Origin of the sequence: Paucilactobacillus vaccinostercus DSM 20634 (genome assembly GCF_001436295.1) — a bacterium.
Lineage (GTDB): Bacteria > Bacillota > Bacilli > Lactobacillales > Lactobacillaceae > Paucilactobacillus > Paucilactobacillus vaccinostercus.
This window is the reverse complement of the sequence record NZ_AYYY01000007.1, coordinates 66683-91212: the sequence shown is the minus strand read 5'-3', so window position 1 is coordinate 91212 and position 24530 is coordinate 66683. Positions and strand designations below refer to the sequence as shown.

Annotated in this window: 25 protein-coding genes; 18 read left to right on the top strand and 7 right to left on the bottom strand. The window is 42.3% G+C overall.

The window, feature by feature from the left end:
* Nucleotides 1–107: 107 nt before the first annotated feature.
* The gene (locus tag FC26_RS02840) at nt 108–893 is read right to left on the bottom strand and encodes an enoyl-CoA hydratase-related protein (RefSeq protein ID WP_057777699.1); all 786 of its coding nucleotides are present in this window, start codon (nt 891–893) and stop codon (nt 108–110) included.
* Between the two features lie 268 nt (nt 894–1161).
* Between FC26_RS02840 and FC26_RS02835 the strand changes: the two genes are divergently transcribed.
* From FC26_RS02835 to FC26_RS02820, 4 genes are all read left to right on the top strand, one after another.
* Entirely contained in the window at nt 1162–1902 is a 741-nt protein-coding gene (locus FC26_RS02835) for an MIP/aquaporin family protein (protein WP_057777698.1), read from the top strand.
* Between the two features lie 207 nt (nt 1903–2109).
* Nucleotides 2110–2544, top strand: a complete 435-nt coding sequence (locus FC26_RS02830) for a MaoC family dehydratase (protein ID WP_057777697.1) — start codon at nt 2110–2112, stop codon at nt 2542–2544.
* A 74-nt stretch (nt 2545–2618) separates the two neighbouring features.
* Nucleotides 2619–3830, top strand: a complete 1212-nt coding sequence (fabV, locus tag FC26_RS02825) for an enoyl-ACP reductase FabV (protein ID WP_083483728.1) — start codon at nt 2619–2621, stop codon at nt 3828–3830.
* A 12-nt stretch (nt 3831–3842) separates the two neighbouring features.
* Nucleotides 3843–5435: an acyl CoA:acetate/3-ketoacid CoA transferase gene (locus FC26_RS02820; protein ID WP_057777696.1), complete on the top strand. Its 1593-nt coding sequence runs from the start codon at nt 3843–3845 to the stop codon at nt 5433–5435.
* On the opposite strand, the gene FC26_RS02815 is transcribed toward FC26_RS02820, so the two are convergent.
* Complete coding sequence (locus tag FC26_RS02815) at nt 5432–6334, bottom strand: LysR family transcriptional regulator (RefSeq protein ID WP_057777695.1); 903 nt, start codon at nt 6332–6334, stop codon at nt 5432–5434. The two genes, FC26_RS02820 and FC26_RS02815, sit on opposite strands and share 4 nt — an antisense overlap.
* A gap of 41 nt (nt 6335–6375) precedes the next feature.
* Between FC26_RS02815 and FC26_RS02810 the strand changes: the two genes are divergently transcribed.
* The 4 genes from FC26_RS02810 to FC26_RS02795 all read left to right on the top strand — a co-directional run bounded on the left by FC26_RS02810 (nt 6376) and on the right by FC26_RS02795 (nt 10133).
* Nucleotides 6376–7095 carry a nucleoside/nucleotide kinase family protein gene (locus tag FC26_RS02810; protein ID WP_057777694.1) on the top strand — a complete coding sequence of 240 codons (720 nt, stop codon included), beginning with the start codon at nt 6376–6378 and terminating at the stop codon, nt 7093–7095.
* Entirely contained in the window at nt 7079–7864 is a 786-nt protein-coding gene (locus tag FC26_RS02805) for an alpha/beta fold hydrolase (RefSeq protein WP_057777693.1), read from the top strand. The genes FC26_RS02810 and FC26_RS02805 overlap by 17 nt, the downstream gene beginning before the upstream one ends.
* Before the next feature lie 217 nt (nt 7865–8081).
* Nucleotides 8082–8762 (top strand): EAL domain-containing protein, encoded by a 681-nt coding sequence (locus tag FC26_RS02800; protein ID WP_057777692.1) that lies wholly within the window; start codon nt 8082–8084, stop codon nt 8760–8762.
* 21 nt (nt 8763–8783) lie between these two features.
* Complete coding sequence (locus tag FC26_RS02795; RefSeq protein WP_057777691.1) at nt 8784–10133, top strand: FAD-dependent oxidoreductase; 1350 nt, start codon at nt 8784–8786, stop codon at nt 10131–10133.
* Nucleotides 10134–10178: 45 nt separating this feature from the next.
* Here FC26_RS02795 and FC26_RS02790 read toward each other — a convergent pair whose 3' ends face one another.
* Nucleotides 10179–10520, bottom strand: coding sequence for a DUF1648 domain-containing protein (locus tag FC26_RS02790; protein WP_057777690.1), 342 nt, complete (start codon nt 10518–10520; stop codon nt 10179–10181).
* A gap of 105 nt (nt 10521–10625) precedes the next feature.
* On the opposite strand from FC26_RS02790, the gene scrK reads away from it, so the two are divergent.
* From scrK to FC26_RS02760, 6 genes are all read left to right on the top strand, one after another.
* On the top strand, nt 10626–11498 hold the full coding sequence (scrK, locus tag FC26_RS02785) for a fructokinase ScrK (RefSeq protein WP_057777689.1): 873 nt from the start codon (nt 10626–10628) through the stop codon (nt 11496–11498).
* Between the two features lie 52 nt (nt 11499–11550).
* On the top strand, nt 11551–12882 hold the full coding sequence (locus FC26_RS02780) for a replication-associated recombination protein A (protein ID WP_057777688.1): 1332 nt from the start codon (nt 11551–11553) through the stop codon (nt 12880–12882).
* Between the two features lie 78 nt (nt 12883–12960).
* Nucleotides 12961–13974 carry a ribose utilization transcriptional repressor RbsR gene (gene rbsR / locus FC26_RS02775; RefSeq protein WP_057777687.1) on the top strand — a complete coding sequence of 338 codons (1014 nt, stop codon included), beginning with the start codon at nt 12961–12963 and terminating at the stop codon, nt 13972–13974.
* 116 nt (nt 13975–14090) lie between these two features.
* Nucleotides 14091–15011 carry a ribokinase gene (rbsK, locus tag FC26_RS02770; RefSeq protein WP_057777686.1) on the top strand — a complete coding sequence of 307 codons (921 nt, stop codon included), beginning with the start codon at nt 14091–14093 and terminating at the stop codon, nt 15009–15011.
* Between the two features lie 16 nt (nt 15012–15027).
* Nucleotides 15028–15705 (top strand): ribose-5-phosphate isomerase RpiA, encoded by a 678-nt coding sequence (rpiA, locus tag FC26_RS02765; protein WP_057777685.1) that lies wholly within the window; start codon nt 15028–15030, stop codon nt 15703–15705.
* 362 nt (nt 15706–16067) lie between these two features.
* Nucleotides 16068–16520, top strand: coding sequence for a universal stress protein (locus FC26_RS02760; RefSeq protein ID WP_057777684.1), 453 nt, complete (start codon nt 16068–16070; stop codon nt 16518–16520).
* Nucleotides 16521–16631: 111 nt separating this feature from the next.
* Here the strand turns inward: FC26_RS02760 and FC26_RS02755 are convergent, their stop codons facing one another.
* Nucleotides 16632–17570, bottom strand: coding sequence for a nucleoside hydrolase (locus FC26_RS02755; RefSeq protein WP_057777683.1), 939 nt, complete (start codon nt 17568–17570; stop codon nt 16632–16634).
* 201 nt (nt 17571–17771) lie between these two features.
* Here FC26_RS02755 and FC26_RS02750 point away from each other — a divergent pair, with 201 nt between their 5' ends.
* Complete coding sequence (locus FC26_RS02750; RefSeq protein ID WP_057777682.1) at nt 17772–18005, top strand: hypothetical protein; 234 nt, start codon at nt 17772–17774, stop codon at nt 18003–18005.
* A gap of 25 nt (nt 18006–18030) precedes the next feature.
* Here the strand turns inward: FC26_RS02750 and FC26_RS02745 are convergent, their stop codons facing one another.
* From FC26_RS02745 to FC26_RS02735, 3 genes are all read right to left on the bottom strand, one after another.
* Nucleotides 18031–19515, bottom strand: coding sequence for an MFS transporter (locus FC26_RS02745; protein WP_268872646.1), 1485 nt, complete (start codon nt 19513–19515; stop codon nt 18031–18033).
* A 78-nt stretch (nt 19516–19593) separates the two neighbouring features.
* Nucleotides 19594–20001, bottom strand: coding sequence for a hypothetical protein (locus tag FC26_RS02740; RefSeq protein WP_057777681.1), 408 nt, complete (start codon nt 19999–20001; stop codon nt 19594–19596).
* 101 nt (nt 20002–20102) lie between these two features.
* Entirely contained in the window at nt 20103–20969 is an 867-nt protein-coding gene (locus FC26_RS02735) for a DegV family protein (RefSeq protein ID WP_057777680.1), read from the bottom strand.
* 254 nt (nt 20970–21223) lie between these two features.
* Here FC26_RS02735 and FC26_RS02730 point away from each other — a divergent pair, with 254 nt between their 5' ends.
* From FC26_RS02730 to FC26_RS02720, 3 genes are all read left to right on the top strand, one after another.
* Nucleotides 21224–22513 (top strand): hypothetical protein, encoded by a 1290-nt coding sequence (locus FC26_RS02730; RefSeq protein WP_057777679.1) that lies wholly within the window; start codon nt 21224–21226, stop codon nt 22511–22513.
* Nucleotides 22514–22592: 79 nt separating this feature from the next.
* Nucleotides 22593–23594 (top strand): LacI family DNA-binding transcriptional regulator, encoded by a 1002-nt coding sequence (locus FC26_RS02725; protein WP_057777678.1) that lies wholly within the window; start codon nt 22593–22595, stop codon nt 23592–23594.
* Between the two features lie 18 nt (nt 23595–23612).
* Nucleotides 23613–24239 carry an HAD family hydrolase gene (locus FC26_RS02720; protein WP_057777677.1) on the top strand — a complete coding sequence of 209 codons (627 nt, stop codon included), beginning with the start codon at nt 23613–23615 and terminating at the stop codon, nt 24237–24239.
* The last annotated feature ends 291 nt before the right edge of the window (nt 24240–24530 follow it).

Below are 24530 nucleotides of genomic sequence, written 5' to 3'. Positions count from 1 at the left end.
TCCTAGGAAGGCAAGCTTTAATTATTTGCTTGTCTACCCAAGAAGGAGTATAGCCGAAAATCAATTCAAGAGATTCTGCTTATTTTTTTACTTATTAGCCCTATAGCTTATTCACCAGTAAACTTAGCATGCCGTTTTTCAAGAAATGCTTGCATACCTTCAGTTTGATCTTTAGTGGCAAACGTTTGAGCCCACATCTGAGTTTCAAACGAAATGGCGGTGTTGAGCTCAAGATCGGCTCCTTGATCAATCACGTATTTAGCCATTCGTACGGCAACTGGTCCATTTTTCATGATCTTATGAGCGATTTCATTAACTTTATCCATGAGTTGGTCAAGTTCGACAACTTCTTCAACCGCGCCGATTGCGTGTGCTTCTTTGGCCGTAATTTGGCTACCTGTTGCAATAATTTCTTTTGCCTTTCCACGACCAACTAGTCGGGTAAGCCGTTGAGTGCCGCCAAATCCCGGTACAATACCTAAACCGACTTCGGGTTGGCCGAACTTAGCACTAGTGGCTGCAACACGGATGTCACAGGAGTTGGCTAACTCAAAACCACCACCGAGGCAGTATCCATTAACGGCAGCAATGGTAATTTGTGGCAAGGACTCGATTGTACGGAAGGCATTATGTGCCAATTCGGATAGGGCAGCAGCTTCAATCGAGTTCATCGAGACCATTTGCGAAATGTCTGCACCGGCGACGAATGCTTTTTGACCTGATCCAGTGATGACGAGTACTTTGACGGTTGGATCGGTCTTAATTTCTGCGAGTGCTTCGCCAATTTCGGCAAGCGTATCCGAATTAAGCGCATTAAGTGACTTAGGTCGATTAATCGTTAGTGTGCCGATTCCATCTTCAACAGTAAATAATAAGTTTTGATATTCTTTCATGATTAACATCCTTTCGGGAGACGTGAATCATAAACACTTTCCAACTTTATGATATCTATTTCACAATCATTTGCATAGACCGAAAATTTGTTTTTATGAGTGATATATGAGTTTTAAATATAGGGAAATGGCTTTATATTAAGGCTATTTTGCGTTTATAACATAATGTTATGGATTGCATGAATTAAAATACAGATTTACGTGTGATGGTGAATCATGATAAGTTGCATGTGCAAATAGTTGCAAAATATCAGAAGGAGGGATTTCAATGTCGGGCGATTTGGAGATGAGACTAGCAGCGGAATTTTTTGGAACGATGATATTGATTGTATTTGGAAATGGCGCGGTGGCTAACATGGCCCTGGAGACAACTACCGGACGGCACGATGGTGGTTGGTTATTCGTAGCACTAGGGTATGGATTTGGGGTTATGATTCCAGCATTTATGTTCGGTTCAATTTCAGGTAATCATCTAAATCCTGCAATTACAATTGCGTTTGCTAGCGTGGGGTTATTTCCATGGAACGAGGTAATCGGCTACATTAGTGCCCAGTTTGCGGGCGCAATTGTGGGACAATTGATTGTCATTAGTTGTTACTGGCCGTTTTATCGACGAACTCATGACGAAGCCGCGGTTTTAATGACGTTTGCAACAGGAGACGGCGCCGATAGTGCGACGAACGGATTTGTGAACGAAGCTTTAGGGACATTATTTTTAGTATTCGGTGCACTAGGTGCTTATCACGGAATGTTTGTTAAAACGAACATCGACTTAGCCAATATTGCGGTTGGGTTATTGATTATGACACTAGTGATTTCGATGGGCGGTGCCACGGGACCAGCGCTGAATCCAGCACGGGATCTGGGGCCACGGATGGTGCATGCACTATTACCAATTCCAAATAAGGGGACATCAAATTGGCGGTATAGTTGGGTGCCAGTCGTCGCACCAATTGTCGGTGGAATTCTCGGTGCTATTTTATTCGTGACCTTTTTCCCTGTTAAATAAACTTTGTGAAAAATATACGTTAAAATCTGGCTCAATGCTTGATAATTCAAGCTCATAACATATGGTTATCGACGATATGAAAATTGAGTATTTGTGAAAAATATAGAAAGCGGTTACATTTAGGGCAGAGATAATTATCTAAGAATAACAGACAAGCTTGTTTGATTACTGTCACTTGTGAATGCTCGAATTAAGGCGGCGAATCTCATGGAAAAGTACCATACAATTACAGAAGACGAGATTGAAGTTGGGATGACAAGTGAATTTTGTAAGGAGGTAACTCAAGAGAATATCGAACGATTTGCGCAGATTACGGGCGATGAGAATCCGCTTCATATGGATGATGAATTTGCGAGTCAAACCCAGTTTGGTGGGCGAATTGCACACGGAATGTATTCTGCATCACTGATTTCGGCAGTGATTGGAATGAAGATGCCCGGGCCGGGTGCAGTGTATCTTGGTCAGACGCTGAATTTCAAGGCACCAGTTCATTTTGGAGATGTACTGGTTGCACAAGCGACAGTCGCAAAAATTGTTACAAAAGCCAAGTTTAAAATTGTTGAGATTGAGACAAAGGTTACAAATCAAAATGGAACGATTGTTACCGATGGACGGGCAACTGTCATTCCTGCGAAAAAATAAACTAACTCGTTTAAGATGGTTCATAAACACTTTCCAGTTTAAAAACCACAGTCTAAAACAAAGGGGTAATCAGCATGTCAGGAAAAATGGTTAAAATCAATCAAAAATTCATGGGAAATGTCGCTCGGAGTGTTAATCCTTATGGGTGTCGTCAAGAGATTCTCAACCAAATCAGTTATGTTGAGAATAAGGGGCACTACGATGGTGCGAAGAAGGCGTTAATCATTGGTGGTTCATCTAGCTACGGCCTTGCCAGTCGAATTACACAAGCCTTTGGATCGGGTGCAGATACCATTAGTGTAGCCTTTGAACGGCCAGTAAAAGATGAAACAATGCTTGGGACAGCTGGTTGGTGGAATAATATCTATTTCAAGCAGGAAGCCGAGAAGGCGGGGTTAATTGCGAAGAACTTCAATGGAGATTGCTTTACTAAGGACATGAAACAACAGGTGACAGACTATATTAAGTCAGAATTTGGTGGCAAAATTGATTTACTCGTTTATTCTGTCGCGGCACCAAAACGAACGAATCCGGAGAACCCCAATGAAGTATGGCGCTCACAGATTAAGCCCGTGGGCAAGACGGTGACGGGCTATAACGTTAATCTTGAAAAAAATGAACTATTTGAACAAAGTATTGAAGGCGCAACCCAGGATGAAATTGACGCAACGATTCACGTGATGGGTGGTGAAGATTGGGAACTTTGGGTTCAATTTTTGAAGGATGCAGGTGTATTGGCTGACGGGTTTAAAACCATTTTGTATTCGTACATTGGCTCTCCCGTTACGTACGAATTTTACCACGAAGGTACCTTAGGAAAGGCGAAGGATGCTGCTGAAGCATCATCACACAAGATTCAAAAAATGATTGATGATATTCATGGAAAGTCGTTAATTAGTGTCTCAAAAGCTGTGACAACGAAAGCTTCGGTTGTGATTCCAATCTTCCCAGTGTACTGCATTGCACTATATAAAGTAATGCTTGAAAAAGGCACCCATGAGACACCGATCATGCATAAGGATCGTTTATTTAGAGATATGGTTTATGGAGACAAGCCTGAAATCGATGATCGTGGCCGACTCCGTCCAGATGCTTGGGAACAAGATGCGGATACCCAAGCCAAAACAGTAGCATTAATGAAACAGATCACACCTGAGAACTTCAACACGGATTTGACAGCTTACGATACGTTTAGAAAAGAATTCATGCAAATCAACGGATTTGAAGTTGAGGGTGCGGACAACGACAGTGTTGACTACGATGAAATTACGCAATTACGGCCATAGGAGATGTTCAATATGTCAGTGAAATTTGTTAATAGTAAAGCAGTCATTAGTGAAATTCCTGACGGTGCAACCATCGCTCTGGAAGGATTTCTAGGATCAGATGTACCGGAAGAAATTCTGGAAAACTTGCATCAAACCTATCTTGAAACTGGACATCCGCGTGATTTGACGGTGTATCATGCCTCTGGGATTGGCGATGGGAAGAATCGGGGAACTAATAATCTAGCAGAGCCAGGGATGATTAAACGGATCGTTGGCGGACATTGGGCACTCGCACCTAAACTAGAACCGCTCGTCGAAGAAAATAAAATTGAAGCGTACTGCTTCCCCCAGGGAGTTCTCTCACAGATTTTTCGGGACTCTGCGGCGCACAAGCCACTGCATATTACCCGTGTTGGATTAGGTACCTTTATTGATCCTGATTTACAAGGGGGCAAACTTAATACCGCGGCTAAAGAAGATCTAGTCTCCAAAATGATTATCAAGGGTAAGGCGTATTTGGCATATGAAGTACCGCGCCCCAACGTAGCCTTACTCAGAGGATCGTACGCTGATGAGGATGGCAATATCACCTTTGAAGATGAACCATTAACATTGGAATCGACGGCAATCGCAATGGCCGCTCACAATAACGGTGGTAAGGTGATCGTGTCTGTGAAACGGATTGTTAAACGGGGATCAATGGCGCCAAAGGACATTCGAATTCCCGGGTTACTGGTGGATTGTGTCTGTGAAACGAATGATGAAACGATGACACAGCAAAGCACGGCTACCAACTATAATCCAGACTTTGTTAAGGCATCCGTTATTAAGGCGGCTGGAGCAATTAATGTACCATTAGATGTTAAAAAGGTGATTGCACGGCGGGCAGCAATGTTTTTACAGCCTGAAGATCGCGTCGTGAACTATGGGATTGGTAAGTATCCAGAAACGGTATCTTTAGTACTCAAGGAAGAAAATGCCGCCAACCATATTATTACGACAGTTGAACCTGGGACCTTTGGTGGGGTGCCGCTTGGGGGCGGTGACTTTGGGTGTGCGATTTCACCACAGTCAACAATTGATCAGCCATATATGTTCGATTTCTATGATGGTGGGGGAATTGATATCACATTCTTGGGTCTAGCCGAGTTAGATCAGCATGGCAACATCAATGTATCAAAATTTGGTCCTAAAATTGCCGGAGTTGGTGGATTTGTCAATATTACACAAAACACCAAAACGACTGTGTACACGGGGACCTTCACTGCGGGCGGATTCTGCGCAACAGTTGCAGATGGCCAACTAAAGATCACGCAGGAAGGTAAGAAAGATAAACTGGTTCAGGACGTTGAGCAAATTACGTTTAGCGGTCATGTTGCCTATGAGAATGGACAAAATGTCTACTATGTGACTGAAAGAGCCGTATTTAAACTAGTTGCGGATGGTATCGAATTGATTGAAATTGCACCGGGAGTTGATTTGTACCGTGATGTGCTAAATCATATGGCGTTTAAGCCATTAATTAGCGACGACCTTAAGTACATGGATAAGCGTATTTTCGAACCAGCAAAAATGGGAAGTGTTGTGAATGAGGCGACACAATCCGTTGCTGTGACAAATTAGTGCTTATCTGAATGCATAAAAAAGTTATGGAACCATTCCTGGGTGAAGTCAACAACGGGTTCGTGTTTGGCATTATCCAGGGTACATAGGCTGATATTCCACGGGAAGAACGGTTTAACCTGCCGGTGTTCAATGGCTGTGCCGGCAAAATTACGACCAATTGGCGAGGCCATTAAGGTCACAACGTTTAGTTTCTCACACATATTGAGAATTAAATCCCATGAACCTGATTGGAAGAAAAAGTGTGGTTCAATTTGAAGTTTACGTAACCGCTGTTTCCATTGATAGGTCACCATGAAGCTGTCATCGAGGGACACAATTTTTTCTTTAGCAATTTCTTCAAAGGGGATCGATCCAGCAAAATCATGGAATCGATGGTGTTTATTAAACCAAACTGAAACTGAATCGCGCACAATAATGTCTTCGTGGATACCAGGATAGGTGGCTGGTGAAACTAGGACTGCGATATCAATATCTTGTAACATGAGCATTTTTTGAAGTTCATAAGCACCAGTTTCGACCACTTTGAGATCGATTAACGGATTTTCTTGAATAAAGTGTGGAATAGCTTCATTGAAGAGCGTGGAAATAATGACTGGGGCAATCCCGATTCGAACGGTACCTTGATTTTCCTGAGCGGTGGAATGAAATGCCGCCAGCATTTGGTTAAATTCGTGGTCAAGTTTTCGACCACGATCAATGAGTTCTTCACCGGAGTCGGTTAAGCCAATAATGCGGTTGCGTTTTCGGGTAAAAACGGCGTTATCTTCTGTTCGCTCAAGTTCACTGATAAATTTACTAAGTGCTGGTTGTGAAATGTGTAAACGAGTCGCTGCCTTTGTTAAATTGTAACCGCTATCAACAATGCAGATTAAATACTCGATATGCTTAATATCCATGATGGCCTCCATGTCTTTTTCGAAGGGATGCGTGTCTAATTATGAAACAGTTAGAATCCATTTATTATAACGATTTACTCGCCTCTATTATACATGATCAAACAGCTACAAACCCTATAATTATTGGTATATCGGGCAACGTGGCAGTTGGAAAATCAACATTTGCCAAACGATTAGTGAGACGATTACAACAGACACTGACCGATAAAAAAATTGAGTTAATCTGTACCGATGATTTTTTGTTTGCCAATCAAGTTTTGAGACAAAAAGCGTTGTTTGACCGGAAAGGATTTCCAGAAAGCTATGATTTGAAGTTAGTTGATGATTTTATTGCAGCATTGGCAACTCATCAATCGATTGTGCTACCGATTTACGATCACCGAATTAACGATGTTAGTGCTCGTCTTACTTACATTAATTGTCCCGATATTGTGGTGGTGGAGGGGCTAATGGCGATGCAGGCGCCCTTTTATGAATTGCTGGATGTTGGTGTTTTTTTAGAAGCTGCAGCCGATGATACCTACCAGTGGTATCAAGAACGTTGTCAAAAAGCTCATATGAATGAATGGCAATCTAAGAACTTTCAGCAAATGGTTGCGACTGCATGGGCGGAAGTGGATGTTCCTAATTATCAGCAATATGTAGCACCTACCAAACAATATGCGGATGTTGTACTAACTTTTGATCGCGATCACCAATTAATCGATATGTATCGGCAACAGCCGATGAAAGGAGGACATTGTGATGCAGTTTATAACTAGTGATGGGGTGTCATTGGAGTATACAGATCAGGGGCACGGAATGCCGGTTGTGATCACGACCGGCTATGCGGGCTTTAAAGAAATATGGGCGCAACAAGTTAAATGCCTGCTGACGCACGGCTATCGGGTTATTAACTTAGATCGGCGGAATCATGGACGCTCGCAGCCAACGTCTAAGGGATTGCGGATGAGCCGTCAGGGAAAGGATATTCAGGAATTATTAGGTTATCTTAGAATTTCACGCTTTAATGCGATGGGAAATTCTATGGGCGCTGCGGCTTTTTGGGCATATTGTTCCTTATTTGGTGATCAAAAACTCAATAAAATGATCTCCGTGGATCAATCACCAAAAATGATTACGGATAGTAGTTGGCCCTATGGCCTTCTCGACTTAACTTGGCAAAATTTTCCACGCGCATCTGAAAAAATGTATGGCGTAAAAACAACTGTGAAACGAATCGATGACGATACTTATCGAACACTCAAACGTGCACAACGTGGCTATCAATTTGATTATGATTTAAATCGGCCACTGCTGTATGACCATGCATTTCAGGATTGGCGAGATGTGATTAGTGAAATAACCTGTCCGCTGCTCTTTGTGGCGGGGGCACAAAGCCCATTTTGGTCAAGTGATCATGCGCAGGCCGCAGCGGATTTAAGTTTAAGAGGCCAAGCCGTAGTGGTGGAACATGCAGGCCATATTGTGATGGCTGAACAGACACGTCAATTTAATGAATTGATGGTTAATTTTTTTGATGAGCAATAATTTGAACACACTTCTAAAATTCGTGAGAATCGGAGAAGTGTTTTTTATTGATTGCCACAACGGTAGAAAGTGAGGCCATGATGGTCTGAATTAAAGGCGATGAAAGTGTCAGATTAAAAATGAGTACTATTCATATACGGATGAACGGAGTAAAATACTATAGTATTTACACAGCTATACATACATTAATTAAATGAAACATATTTGAGGGTAAAAAATGTATCGATATTTCATTCAACCGCAACTGAATAAATTTAATAATTCGATTATTGGCTATGAATTGCTCATTCGAGAGTTGATTGATGATCGATGGAAGCTACCACAGTATTTTTCTGATATTCCGACTGACATTATGGTGGATACGTTATTGAAAACGACCGCGTCCCTAGCGCTAAAAGTTGGTGCAGTGTCCTTTAACTTGAACCGAACTCAAATCATGAACGAGGCAGTTGATGATGCCTTAATGCGATGTCAAGATCGACTGAGACCCCTGAAACTAATTATTGAGGTGACAGAAGAACCAGGGGATGAAAAGATCTCTAATCAGGAATTATTAGGCATGTTGAGCCGGTTTTGGGAACACGGAATGGACATTTCACTTGATGACGTTGGCACTGGTGAAAATAGTTATGAGCATATTAAAGATTTTTTGCCAATTACTGCGGAATTAAAATTTGCATTACAGAATTTTGATGAACATATCCAAGATCGTTCACTACAGCGCCGGATTAGACGATGGCAAAAAATTGCTCATGATAATCGGCAGCGATTCATTATTGAGGGAATTGAGGATCGCACTGACGATCAAGTTGCTGATGAATTGGAGATTAAATACCGGCAGGGATATTACTATGGAAAACCACACTTATTAAAAATTGAAAAAACGGACCATGAATGAAGATTTGAGGATAAAGTAGTTATGAGAGTTGCAATCATTGGATGCACACATGCGGGGCTATCCGCCGCAATTCAGATTTTGACTGAGCAACCAAGTGCTCAGGTAACGGTATATGAAAGAAATGATAATGTTTCTTTTTTGTCATGCGGCATCGCCCTTTATTTAAGCCAGCAAGTCGCAGAGCTTCAAGATATGATGTATTTTTCACCAGAGCAGCTGAGTGAATTAGGGGCCCGAGTGAAAATTCGACACGACGTCTTAAAAGTTAATACGAAACGAAAAGTACTGCTTTGTCAGGATATGACGACGAAGGTCATCTTTCAGGACCATTATGATAAGCTGATTATTGCAACCGGTTCATATGTGAATGTACCACCGATTATTGGTGTTGACGATTCACGAGTTCTGTTTTGTAAGGGCTATGAACAGGCGCAAAGAATCAAACGTCAAGCTGAAAAAAGCCATACCATTGCCGTAATTGGTGGTGGATATTCGGGTGTTGAAATCGCTGAAAGCTTCGCAACCACGGGACATGACGTGATCCTGATTCAAGGCAATGATCAATTACTTAACAATTATGTTGATCCTTTTTTATCACAAGAGGTGGTAACGTTACTACGTGAACATCAAGTGAAGGTTTTGATCAATGATCGTGTTAATGCATTTATCAGTGATGGTGATCATGTTGGTATTCAAACACAGCATGAATTACTCCGCGCCGATTTGGCAATTGTATGTACCGGATTTAGTGCGAATACAGAACTGGTTAGTGATCAGGTTGAAGTTGATCGACATGATGCGATCATTACCAATTGCTATATGCAAACGTCTGATCCAGATGTATATGCAGCGGGTGATGCTTGTGTGACTCACTATAATCCCACGAATGCAGATGCCTACATCCCACTGGCAACCAATGCTGTTCGATCTGGTATTTTAGCTGGACATAACGTGCTTGGTAATCGGCGGCAGTCGATGGGAACTCAAGCTACAGCAGCGTTGAAAATTTTTGATTATCATATTGCAACGACCGGCATTACCCTGAAAAATGCTCAAAAGATCAATGATCACGTTGCGTCTGTTTGTTATCAAGGCAACTATCGTTATAGTTTTATGGGAACACCAATAAAAGTTACCATCGTATTAGTTTATGATCGTCAGAATCGAGAAGTATTGGGTGCCCAGCTATTCAGTCGTCATGAAATTGCACAGTCTGCCAATACAATTTCATTAGCCATTCAAAATCATAATACAATTGACGAGTTGGCCTTTGTGGATATGTTATTTAATCCAAATTATGATCAAGCGTTTAACTATTTAAATTTAGTCGCACAACTGGCAATCAAACAGGAACAGACGCCTAATAAGTAAACTCGTACCCACGATATGAAGGTACGAGCTTTTTAGCATTAATAACTATGAGTGGCCAAGCATGCTTTGCTGAACGATTAAACCAGCAAAAATAACTAATACGACCACCAGCGCGGCAAACCAGTACCATTCTTTGGGCTGTAGCATCGGAAGCTTTTCCAGGCGTGCTTTGTACCGCTGATGTTTCAAAACCATCAAAATTAATTCATTTAAAAAAATGAAGATGATTGGTAATATGAACAGGTAGCTACGATTACCAAATGCATCGGCGTGTCCCAAATCGTCGATGTGGGTCGCAACTAATGCCGGCGCCTGGAAGAAAACGACAAGCGCAACGACAAATAAAATAATACTTAGACTACGGATGAGGATTGTTAACTTTTTCATCAAATCACCTCTGATAAGCATATTATAATATGAAAATTAGATTTATCAAAGGCTGATATTGAAATGATCAAAGGGTTACGATCTCATGTGGTATTGGAGGCTATCATGTTATTTGGAAGTATTGAAGCGGGTGGTACAAAGTTTGTGTGTGCCGTGGGGAATGCTCAGTGTGAAGTAGTTGATCGGATTCAGTTTCCCACAACTACACCAACCGAAACCTTGCAACGAGCAGTCGCGTATTTCAAACAGTTTGAGGAGGTTGTTGCACTATCGGTAGCCTCCTTTGGCCCAATTGAAATTCGACCATCAGCCGCACGGTACGGATATATTACTGAGACCCCGAAAGTAGGCTGGTCCAATATTGATTTTCTAGGGTTTTTAAAGCAAAACTTTGAATTCCCCATTTATTGGACGACTGATGTGAATGGTTCGGCCTATGGTGAATACTGGTTTGCGCAACATACCGGCCATTCGGTTGATTCACTGGTTTATTTCACAATTGGTACTGGTGTGGGTGCGGGGATGATTAGCGCTGGCCATTTTTTAGGTAGCCAAGGGCATCCTGAAGTCGGTCATGTTCGATTGAAACGCCATCCTGATGATTTGGCATTTGACGGCATCTGCCCGTATCATCGAGACTGTCTGGAGGGCCTAGTTGCTGGTCCGACCTTTGAAGTGCGGACTGGCCATAAGGGGATGGATGTACCAATGAGTGACCATGTTTGGGATATTATGGCCTATTACGTTGCACAAGCAGCACTTCAATCGACACTTTTCCTGCGGCCAACGCGAATTGTATTTGGTGGCGGGGTTGTTAGCGAACCCTTCCTGGTCAAGGTTCGTGTCGCATTTCATCAGTTGATGAATGATTATATCGATGTTGGCGCACTCGAAGATTATATTGTAATGCCATCGATTACGGGCAATGGCTCTGCAACGGTGGGGAACTTTGCTTTGGCTGCTCGTCAGCTGGATTAGTTGTCGGTTTTCTAATAATGCTGGTAAAATGATTGCTGAGGAGGTGGTTCTGATGGAGCAGGAGTCTTTATTTTCTGATCAGGTGCAAAATACGCCGCTTGCAAACCGGGTTCGGCCACAGACATTAGATGAATTTGTTGGTCAGTCTAACTTGATTGCGCCGGGCAAAATTTTACGTGAGATTATTGATTCGGACCAGCTTTCATCAATGATCTTTTGGGGGCCGCCAGGAGTTGGTAAGACAAGCTTGGCAAAAATTATTGCTAATCAGACTCGGTCTCATTTTGTGACGTTTAGTGCCGTTACAAGTGGCATCAAGGAAATTCGTCAAATTATGGAGGAGGCCGAAGATAATCGCAAGTTTGGAGAACGGACACTTGTTTTTGTGGATGAAATTCATCGATTTAACAAGGCACAGCAGGATGCTTTTTTGCCATTTGTCGAGAAGGGAAGCATTATCCTGATTGGAGCCACCACAGAAAATCCGTCATTTCAGATTAACGCGGCCCTTCTCTCAAGGTGCAAAGTTTTTGTATTGCACCAATTGAGTACCTCAGAAATTATTCAATTATTACAGCAGGCTTTAAAACATCCGAATGGTTTTCCAAATTTAGATGTTCAAATTGATACTGATGCAATCACAATGATCGCCGAATTTGCAAATGGGGATGCCAGAGTCGCACTCAATACACTGGAGATGGCCGTGCTCAATAGTGATCATCAGCAAGCACAGGTCACGATCCATACCGCAACGTTGAATCAATTAATTAATACGAAGTCGTTACGTTACGATAAAAATGGTGAAGAACATTATAATTTAATTTCTGCGTTACATAAGGCCATGCGCAACAGTGATGCCAACGCTGCTATTTATTGGCTTTCACGGATGCTTGATGGTGGCGAAGATCCGATTTATATTGCCCGGCGGTTGGTTCGATTTGCCAGTGAAGATATTGGATTGGCAGATACGCGGGCCCTTTCCTTAACAATCGATGTATTTCAAGCGTGTCAGCTAATTGGCATGCCTGAGTGTGATGTGCATTTGACTGAGGCGGTTGTTTATCTGTCGCTTGCGCCAAAGTCAAATGCAATTTACAAGGCGCGATTAGCGGCTAAAAGTGATATTAAGAAAACGGGAAATTTGCCCGTACCATTGCAAATCAGAAATGCACCGACTAAGTTGATGAAAGATTTAGATTACGGCAAGGACTATCAGTATGCACACGAGACAGACGATAAATTAACAACCATGCAAACGATGCCCTCTGAATTGGCTAAAAGTGAGTACTATCAGCCTACTGAACAAGGAAATGAGAAGCGGTTTAAGCAACGGCTGGCTTATATCAAGCAGTGGCATGAAGCCCATGATCAGAAAGATCAGTAAAAGGGCTTTTTCATTGAATCTTGGCATGGTATCATTAACTGGAACCGATTACAATAATTCGCGGGGAGTAATTTAACAATGGCACACAAAGCAACAATTAAGGAACTGGCCGAGGCAGCTGGAGTATCTGTTACAACGGTTTCTCAGATCCTAAACGGTAAGGGTGACCGCTTCAGCTCGGATACTCGTAAAAAGGTTAGAGATTATCAAAAAAAGCTCAATTATGTTCCAAACTTTAATGCCCGCAATTTAATTTTAAACAATGCCAAAACGATTGGCGTATTGGTACCCAATATTGGTAATCCATTTTTTAGTAGTTTTATTGCTGGTATTCAACGGGTATCCCGTGAGTTTGAGTACTTGCCATTCAACTTTAGTGGCAGTAATGATCCGGAACTAGAAAATTATTATATGAAGCGACTAATTAGTCGTGGTGCGGATGGGATGATTATTGCCAGTTCGACAATTACTTCGGAAACGTTGAATGATACGCTCAAGAAAAATGCGATCCCGTACTTGCTGATGGACCAGAGCCCGTTATCGGATGGGGATCAAGTGCGTACAAATGATACGCTAGGTGGTAAGTTAGTCGCCGATCATTTACTTGAGTTGGGCCATCGCAATATTACGATTGTAATGCCTGAAAATGCAACGGATAATATCTTGTACCGGGTCAAAGGATTCAAGGCAGAGATTGTCGCCCAAGATGCGCAGAAAGTGTGTCACGTGACGACCATTTACCGACCACTAACTAAAAAAGGTGGTTTTGAAAGTGCACAAGCTGTTGTCGATAGTCAGGCGACAGCGGTGTTTGCCATCAATGATGAGATGGCCATCGGATTATACCGGGGGTTAACACAATTGGGGTATCAAATTCCAACCGACGTGTCAGTGATTGGCTATGATGGAATTGATTTGGATGAGTATGTTTCACCAGCATTGACAACAATTCAACAACCCATTTCACGAATGGGTGAGTTAGCGACTGAATTACTAATTAACCGAATTAACAATCCTAGAATTGAGCAACAAGTGGTAGAATTACCTGTACGGTTAATTCAGAGAAGTAGTACGACGGCTCCCAAAATATAGCAAAGTAGTTGTAAACGGTTACTGATTATGGTAACCTTATAATTGTAATAAAGCACAACTGCTTTATGGGTGTAGTAAAACGTTTTACTATAAAAATAAGTGAGGAGAATTTAATTATGACAAATAAAGTAACAGTTCTTGGTAGTTTGAATGTTGACACAACAGTAACCATCAAAAGAATTCCCCAACCAGGCGAAACAATCGCCTCGGAAAATAAGAGTAGTGCTGCTGGTGGTAAAGGGGCTAACCAAGCAATTGCTGCTGTTCGTGCTGGGGCCGATGTGAGTTTCATTGGTCGAGTTGGTGAAGATGACGAAGGCAAGTTCATGATTGAATGTTTAAAGGAAGATCATGTTGATACAACACATGTCTCGGTCGACCCACTAATCGGTACGGGATCTGCAATTATTTTGTTGGACGAAAAGGGACAAAATAGTATAGTAATCTATGGCGGTTCAAACCAAAAACTTACACCCAAGGAAGTTGCAGCTGCTCACGAACAGATTAAACAATCAGATTTTATTGTATCGCAATTTGAAACGCCACAAGATGCGACCTTAGCAGCCTTTAAGTTTGCAAAGGAAAATGGCGTTCAAACTATTTTAAATCCTGCACCAGCGGCGTCAATTAACCCAGAATTGCTTCAATACACAGATATTTTAGTACCTAATGAAACTGAAAGTGCCAGTTTGACGGGTATTGAAGTTACGGATGAACAGTCAATGTTAGATAATTTTGCGGCCTTCAAGAAGATGGGGGTTAAGAATTTAATTATTACGGTTGGGAGTAAAGGGGCTTTCTTTGCCAACGATCGTGAGCATTCATTCATCCCAGCCTTTAAGGTTAAAGCAGTGGATACGACGGCTGCTGGGGATACATTCATTGGGGCACTAAGTTCACAATTAAAACAGGATATGAGTAACCTAACGGAAGCAATCACATTTGCACAGCGCGCTAGCTCGATTACCGTTCAGGGATTAGGGGCTATGCCATCAATTCCTAGGTTAGCGGATATTATCGCTGCAAGTAAAAAGTAGGCTACGGAGGTAGATCATGGATCAAAATGCATTAAAACAAATGGTTGGACAAGAAGCCGTAAAGTACGTGGAAGATGGCATGATTGTTGGACTGGGTAGTGGTTCAACAGTTCAATACATGGTCGATGCACTGGGAAAACGAGTGCAAGAAGAACAGATGGATATCGTCTGTGTTGCGACTTCCAACAAAACCGAAGATCAAGCACGTGCCCTTGGAATGACCGTTAAGTCAATTGACGAGGTCGACCAGATTGATCTGACAATCGACGGTGCTGATGAAATCAGTAAAGATTTTAATGGAATTAAAGGTGGCGGTGCCGCCCATCTGTGGGAAAAAATTGTAGCAATCAATTCTCGCCGGAATATGTGGATAGTTGATGAGAGCAAGATGGTTGATCAGTTGGGAGCATTTCCACTTCCATTAGAAGTGATTCCATTCGGTTCTAGCCATGTTTTTGAAAAATTAGAACAACTTGGGTTTCATCCCGAATTTAGAATGCGTGATGGCAAACATGTATTAACGGATTCTAAAAACTATCTGATTGACCTGCACTTAGGCAAGATCGATCATCCGGAAACATTGGCTAAACAGTTAGATTCAATGGTTGGTGTGGTAGAACATGGATTATTTCTTGGGATCGTTGATTTAGTTATTGTGGGAACTCAGCACGGTGTTAAGACGGTTAAAAAATGATGAGAATAGCACAGCATCTAACGTGGGGGACATCCACGAGGGACTGTGCTATTTTTGATTTAGTTTCTTAGAAAGTTATGATAATTAATGAAAGCACCTTGTAAAAACGCTTTCATTATGTCATAATATTTATGTTCTGAGGTACTCAATTCGTCTCAAACATATAAGAGAAATTCTTGTAGTGAAAAATAAGAAAGTTATTTTTAGACATCAGTCGTGTGGGCCTGATGTTTTTTGTTTACTTTCATAATCATAGTAAAATTAGATGAGTGTTATTCATATCATTATGTTTATAAAAGAATACCTGTTAAAATAAAGACAACGATAGCTACCATTGTTTTATGAAATAGGAGGCAACTACTATGAAAGCATATAAGAAGATAATGGTCGGAATTGATGGCTCAGATCAGTCAAAATTAGCGTTGGAACGTGGCGTAGAATTGGCAAAACTTTATCGAGCAGAACTATTGTTAGTCACAATCGAGGATGATGGTCGCTTTGTACCATTGGTAACTGGCAGTGTTGTATCATCACAGCTTGATGCCAATCTGATCCGTGGAGTACGCGATAAAATTCAAACAATCATGAATGAGTCGGTTGCGTATGCCAAGTCAGAAGGCGTGATGGCTGAATCAATGATTTACTATGGTAATGCGCGGACGGAATTAGCAGATCGACTACCAAAGGAAAAACAGGTGGATTTGATCGTGATGGGTGCAACCGGGTTGAACCGATTTGAGCGAATGATTGTCGGATCTAATTCAAACTATGTTGTTCAAAATGCGCCTTGTGATGTTATTTTAGTAAGAGAATAATAATGGACCACGAAGAATTTTAAGGCTACAGTCCCCCACAATGATTAGATCAAAGGTCTAGTGATTGTGGGGGATTTCATTCTTCGTGGTCCATTTATATGTGATGTGTGATTAATGGTCAGCTAACTTAGCTAGTTCATCGATCTTATCAAAGAATTGTTCAGCGTGAACATTGGTAACAAAGGTAATGTCGCGTCCTTGATCAGTGATGAATGTCCGACCTTGTGCGGCGCCGGTACTGATTACGTCACTTTTAACGTTAATTGAATCAACTAAGTCTGGGTAATTGCTGACAAGTGTTGTCAGCACATCCCACAAGTAGTAAGTCGAGTTGGCTTCAAACGAATGGACGAGTGAGTATCCCTGACCAATGAGATCTAGGGCTGGGTGTTTTCTTTGGCGCGCCCAGCGACTCCGCAATTCACGCGTGAGCGGTACTTGATCTGTACTGTCGAGACCAACCATGGTGATGTTGATCGGTGAGTCCCAAACAGTTTTGACGGCTTCGGCATCCCAATAGGCGTTCCATTCCATTGTTCCATCCTGTCCGGGCTCGGCGACGTTTCCCTGACTATTCATCGCACCACCCATCCAGTAGAGTGCATCAATGTTATTGACAATGGTGGGATCAGCTTGGAGGGCCCGTGCTAAATCAGTAAGTGGTCCCGTCATGACAAGCTTAACTTTTTGATCGGATTGGTTAATTTTTTCGACCATATCTAGGTGAGCAGGGAGTTGGGCAAGTGGTGTTTCGGGTTGACCATGTTCGTTAAGAATTGGAAAGTCATCGAATGAAAAGGCACTTAAGCGCCACTCCTTGGGAAATTGATGCGCTGCACGTGAATTCGATTTTGCAATGGCTGCTGGTTTGCGATCAGGGTGACCAAAACGATCGACAATTTTGCGGGATGCTGATGATGCGGGGTCAACATAGCCGTCTGCATCGATCACGCCGACTCCAAGAAGGTTAACATTAGGCATTTGTAGTAGTAATAGTAGTGAGACGAGATCATCAACGTTACCGTCATGGTTAAAATAAACGTTTTGCATGGCAAAACCTCCAAGTATTTTTGAAAAATGATAAAGGGTTTTCACACAATAGTCAACAGATGGCGGATCGGTTTAACTAAATTATCATTTAAGAGTGATCAAAGACGCAAATTCAGGGAAATTAAGTTGAAATTTTTGTTTATGCATGCGTTTTAGCGATATAATGAAGGCGTAAACATGTGAACAAAGGAGGATAAAGTTATGGATGAACAAACAATGCAGAAACAGGCAAAGTTTTGGGGAACCTTTTATCCTGCTCTAGTGATTGTCTTTGGAATCGTATCGTTGATTGCATTTGGTGCGATGAACATTAGCGCTGGAGTAGCCTTAATATTCTTGATCCTATGGCTGGTTGTGATGGGATTATTGACGTATTACCTAAACAGAACCGTCCGGTATAGCTTCTATGAATTTCAGAAAAATCGGCGTAAATAAAAAATCCTGAAAAATCAGGATTTTTTTATTTGGCCAAATTGATTGCGATTTTAGTCTTCTCAATTGATTGCGCCCAGAGATTGATAATCAGTGCGATGAACATTAAAACTAACGACACTAGCATGATGTTTTGCAGGCCAGCATGTAAGATAACACGCATTTGCGGAATCAATTGGGTGGGCAGTGAGGCTAGATTGGTTGCATCACTGAGTTTATTCATCATTGCAATGGTGATTTTACCATTTGCGGCGGCAACACCATCTCGGAGGGCATGGTTCATGATGATGCCAAAGATGGAAGCCATAAATGTTTGGCTCAGCATTCGAATTAAAAAGCTAAATGAGGTTGCCACGGGGATGTCGTCTACGGCCGCATCCTGCTGAACTTTGACTTGTAGCTCATTAAAGCAGACACCGTTGCCAAATCCTTCAAATGCTGCAGCAATCAGGATTAACCAGTAGGGTGTTTTAATTCCCATTACAAGCAGTAAAACGAATGAAACGATCAAGGTAATAATCCCAATCGCGATCACTTTTTGTGGGGTAAAATATTTACGCATGGGAGCGACGGACCCCGAACCTAAGAAGTCTGTTACGGAGCTGGGAATCTGGGTGGCACCACCAATGAGTGCCGTAGTGCCAAGTAACCCTTGGGCCCACATCGGACTGTATATCAAAAAACCGATAAAGGCCCCCCAGATCAATGCAAACAGACTAAAGTCAATTACTAAGGAACGATTTTTGAACAGACGGCCGGGGATGATCGGATCAGGTACATGCTGTTCAAAGTGATGCATGGCAATAAAGCAGATGATGGTCACGATAAGGGTCAGGGCAATTAAATGCCAACTCGCAATGCCAATCAGTTCAATGCCGGTCAACAGACTAACAAGACCAATCGTCATTAGTGTAGCCCCCACGTAATCGATGGGGCTCGTCTTACGGACTTCCTTAGCACCCCGGTAGTACAGTTTCACGAGGAGCGCAGAAAGAAGCCCAATTGGCACATTCAAAAAGAAAATCCAGTGCCAACTGAATGCATCGACGATAAAGCCCCCCACTAATGGGCCAATAATTGTTGCCGTACTATAGCTGGCAGAAACGAAGCCAAGGACTTGCATCCTTTTACGGGGATTTTTATACATCGTTGCGTAAATAATATAGGGTAACGAGATCATGCCGCCATTTCCAATACCGGCAATGGTCCGCGTAATAATTAAAAATGTAATATTTGTCGATAGTCCTTGTAGTAATGATCCGACGACAAAAAGGAGGGCAGCAATTTGATAGCTGACCTGATTGCCAAGGTGTTCACCGAGTTTGCTCCAAAGGGGCGTACTAACCGCAGTTCCTAAGAGAAAAACGGCAACGATCCACCCCATGAGCTCTATCCCGTGAAGGTCGGATATAATTGCGGGGAGCGCGGTGTTGATGATCGTACTATCCAACCCACTCATGGCGTTGGACAGTAACAGGGCACAGGTGACAATCAAAATGTTGTGTTTAGACAATGTATTCTCTTCTTCCTCAAATAAGTTACCGTTTAACATGGTACAACTAAATGGGAAGATTTAACAATAAACTTTTGGTTAGTGTCGTTTTCGCTCGCCCTTGGGGACTGGATAGTAATTCTCAAGTAAAATGTGATCGTAGATGTGCCGTAGTAGCTGTGGATCGTCGGTGATGTCTGCGGCCCGCTGACGAGTAACCCCATACTTGGCTTGAAAGTCTGAGTCGTTCAGGTTAGTGAGACTCGAAAGGTCGGTAACAATAGCTTGTTGCAGAATTTTGAGATAGTATTTATCGACAGCTCCAATAATTTCGGCGCCGGTAAAAATTCGAGTTTCCGAATCCGTATTTGAGTATGATTGAATGTTAGCAAAAATGATGGTATCAAACACGTCAGGATCAATATCAAGAATGGTGCAGGCTTTGGTACGAGTGTAGAACCGCTTTGGTTCGAGCAGTGAAAGATCAAAGTAAGGGTGTGCTTGCATATTGAAGTTCCTTTCTTGTGAAAATCAGTGAACTAAGTTCAAGATCATCATAGCACAAGCAAAACAAATGGCTGGGAGTTTTTCCCAGCCACTAAATTTCATTATTGACGTGCTGCTAAACTTTCATAAAAAATAGCCGTACAGTTTGGCCCAGTATGACTGGCCAAGGTAATGCCAATCGGCGTGATCGCAATTTTTGCATCTGGTAGCTGGGCAAGAATAAGTTGCTTCAACTGCTCAGCGACTTGTTGATCATCACTGGTGGCAATTAATAGTTGGGCTGGCCTGTCAGAACGAATTTCGGCTAAGGCCTGATCCGCCATTGATTGCAGGCTTTTCTTCATTGACCGTGTTTTGCGAAGCGGTTCAATTTTACCGTCTGGGTTAATTCCCAATATCGGCTGAATATGAAGTAATTGGCCCATCATGGCACTCGATTTAGAGAGCCGACCACCGCGAACGAGATAGTCCAAGTTACTAAGGGTGAAGAGGTGATTAAACATTAGCCGATGCTCAGTCAGCCAATCTGCAGTGGCTTTTAAGGATTGGCCGTTGGCACGCATCTGACAGGCACGCATAACCATCAACCCCATGGCCCCACATGCCGCTCGTGAATCAACGAGTTCAATTTCAGCTTGTGGATTTTTAGCGAGGACGAGTTCGCGCGCGGCAACCGCACTACTAAAGGTGCCACTCATGGCTGATGAAAAGCCTAGGTATAGCAACTTTTGCTGGCCTTTGAGAGCTTCCGTGAAACAAGCAACAAACTCACCAACATTAATTTGCGAGGTGGTTGCAGGACTGCCAGCCTGCAACTGTTTATAAAAATCGCTAACTTGTTGGGCATTTTTTGTATCCTCGAGGGTCTGCCCGTGAATGGTAATATGTAACGGAATAAGTTGTAACTGCTCTGCTGCGATGAGCTCCGTTGGTACGTCGCAAGCAGAATCGGTAATAATTTTAAACATGATGATTCCCCACTTCATTCATATTTTGAGGCCTAAGCTCAATAAACGAGGCCTTCTCTGTAATAAAACCACTAATTTCCATAGTCCATTTGATCATTTTAAACCGTAGCTGTCAATTGTTTGGTACTGAACAGAGTCGATAAAGTGCAATTAAATACAAAATTGACAACGCTTACCAAGATGCTTATACTAAGCGCAAGCAAGTTAGGAAACCGGTTTCCTTAATTTTAAACTTTTATTTGGGAGATGGCAATATGATGGATATATTGACTGGTTGTTTATTACTTATCAGTTTTATCTTTTTCATCATTTTTATCACAAAGGGTGGCAATTTAACGATTGGATTTATCGGAATGGCAATTTTATGGACGGTCATCGGGCAAATTCCAATTACTAAAGCAATTAACACAATTTTTGCGCAACCAGCTTTAAACTATGGGCCAACGATTATATACATTGTATTTGGTTCTTGGTTTGGTCGCGTACTGGTTGATAGTGGTATTGCGGGGAATATTAGTCACCAGACACAACGGGTGGGGAGTAAACGGCCTATTTTGGCGGCCATCTTGGTCTGCTTGGTCACAATGCTGATTTTTGTGAGCGCTTACGGTGTTGGATCAGTCATTGCAATTGGTGTGATTTTGATTCCAATTTTATTTTCACTTGGTCTACCTAAACATATTGCGGTTGTCGCATTTACACTGTCAATTGGTGCACCCATGTATATTAATGTGGTGTTATTTAATCAAATTAAAACTTTCTTTCCAGCGGTTAGTTATGGGACTCGATACTTAAAATTTGGCTGGATCGGAATGGGCGTACAGTTGATCGCCGTTATTCTTTTTTTACTCTGGCATGCCAAAGACATCCATAACAATGAAATTTCACAAATTAACAATGAGTCTTCACAGGCGGCGAATCTGGTGATCACACATCGGTGGCAATATATAACGTACATAATACCGTTGGTGCCAGTGTTATTAAATATGCTGCTCCATTGGGATGCGGTTCCGGCTTTGATTCTGTCAACTGTGTTAGCGATGTTGTTAACCGGCCATTTAGCTCATGGGCGACAAGGATTGACCTTTATGAATCAGACAATGAAACGGGCGGTTGCGGATATTGCGGATTTAATTTTTTTCCTACTAGCACTAGCAATGTTTACCGCGTCGGCAACGGCCAATACACCACGGTTTAAATCAATTTTTGAATTGTTGTTGCCGCATCAAACGTTGTGGCTAGCAGTTGGTCTTGGCATATTGGCCCCCTTGGCCCTTTTCCGAGGGCCGCTTCATGTGTGGGGTGCAGGTGCTGCCACAGCCGCAGTACTGACTGCTACCGGATTATTTTCGCAATGGTTTTTACTGCCGGTTTTATACGTGCCAACATTATTGGCCGTGGCCATAGATGTCACCCAGTCCTGGAATATTTGGGCATTAACCTATACCAAGGTCGACAATCGGCTCTTCATGAAGACTGGCCTACCAGTTGTTTGGTTAGTGGCGATTATTAACGAACTCATTGCGTGGAAAATGTTTGGCTAAATCCATGAAGTCTCTTTCACCACTTGTCGGGAACGCGTAAAATGAAGGTATCATAACCAAAACGGAAAGGATATTCCTCATGAAAAAAATGACGATTGACCAAGTAGCGACTGCTGCCGGTGTTTCTAAATCAACAGTATCGAGATATCTGAATGGTAACTTTCAAAAGATGTCTGATAGCACTCGTGAGCGAATTCAAGCAACAATTCGGGATTTGAATTATCATCCCAATCGTCAAGCACAGACGTTAAAAACCAAAAAAACAGGGTTAATTGGTGTTGTCGTGGCTGATATGGCAAATTTGTATTCGGCTAAGATGATTAGTGGCGCGGGGAAAGTTGCACGAGTGCACCAGTATCAATTGTTGATTATGGATTCGAATAATTCATTCGAGCAAGAGCATGAGTCGCTCAGACAATTGCAGGATCAGTCATTAGAGGGTCTTATTATTCAACCGATGAGTCGGAAGAGCACCGACTATCAAGAAATTATTGGAGAATTGCCAACAGTGTTTGTGGATCGAGTGACGGATTCTAACCAATGGCCATTTGTGGGTGTTGATAATTATGAAGCAACGCGACATTTGGGGAGTTTGATTGCCAAAAGGGGTTATCAGCGAATTTTGATCATTTCAGAACCCATTGATGTGTCTCAGGCACGATTTGATCGGGTTCGGGGCGTTAAAGAAATTGCTCGTCGCAACAAAATTCAATGTGAATTGCTAGAGATTACCGAATCTGTACCGCCAGAAATACGCCATGAAATCAAACAAAAGATTGGCACACTGACACAAAATCAGGAACCGGCAGTGATTTTTGCTAGTAATAGTCGACTACTAATGCAGGTGATGCAGTTGATTAATGATTTGCAATTACGAATTCCGGCGGATATTGGCCTATGTGGGTTTGATGATTGGCATTGGACGGCCCTTACCAATCCGCCAATTGCAAGCATTGAGCAAGATGCGGTTGGAGTAGGGCAAGCAGCGATGACAACGGTGATCAACCAACTGGAACGACCTGATCAAGTGGTCAAAGATCAAATTATCGCCTCAACACTTAACGTTCGTGCTTCAATCTAGTGAGAAATGGAGACTGATATGCAATCAAAACTGGAATTAATTCTTTTTGATGTCGATGGTACGTTGATAGATAGTTTCGATGCTTATCAAAAAATTATGCAAACAGTTTTACCGTCCTATGGGATTCGTGTTTCTTTACCAATGTTGCGGCAATCGTTTGCGATGCCAGTCGACCAAGCCTTAACTTTTTTACAAGTTTCCCCAGATAAATTTCAAGCTGTTGAGCAGGCGTATGGAGAGTTGGCAGGCACTCCTCAATTTTCAGAACCGTTGTTTCCAGGAATCCTGCGCGTGCTTCAGCAGTGTTATGAGGCCGGCATACCATTAGGAATTGTAACGTCGCGAAGTCGGGCGGATTTGAAAAGTGTGGATCCAGCGGTTTTGCGAATGATGACAGTCGTTGTAACGGCGGATGAAACGCACATGCATAAACCAGATCCTGCTCCGCTGAATTTAGCGATAGCTAAGGCTGACAGCGTTCATCGAAAAACGGTATATATTGGTGATGATCGCGTCGATGAGCAGGCAGCCCGTGCAGCCGGAATTCAATTTAAGGCGGCGGTGTGGGGTGCAAAAGATCCAAGAGAATTCGATCGAGCAACTATCATTTTAAGGCATCCAGCCGAGTTGGTGGCCTTACTTTAGACGTGGCTTTGTTCGACTTTATGTTATATAAATGATTATTATTTAGAGAATAATGATGTTTTAATTAAAAATCCATTGACAAAATGCCACGTAAAATTCATAATGGTCACATTAAATTAAAAGATGAGTATTAATATTTCGCTGGATACAGAGAGCCATTAACTGCTGAGAGATGGACGTGTTGAGTATTAAGAATATGGTCTTAATGAAAATATCATGTTGGCGAGCCTCCGGTGAGCTAATGTCGGTTTTCTAACCGTTACCTTAGAATTGAGTGGGTGCAGACGTGCA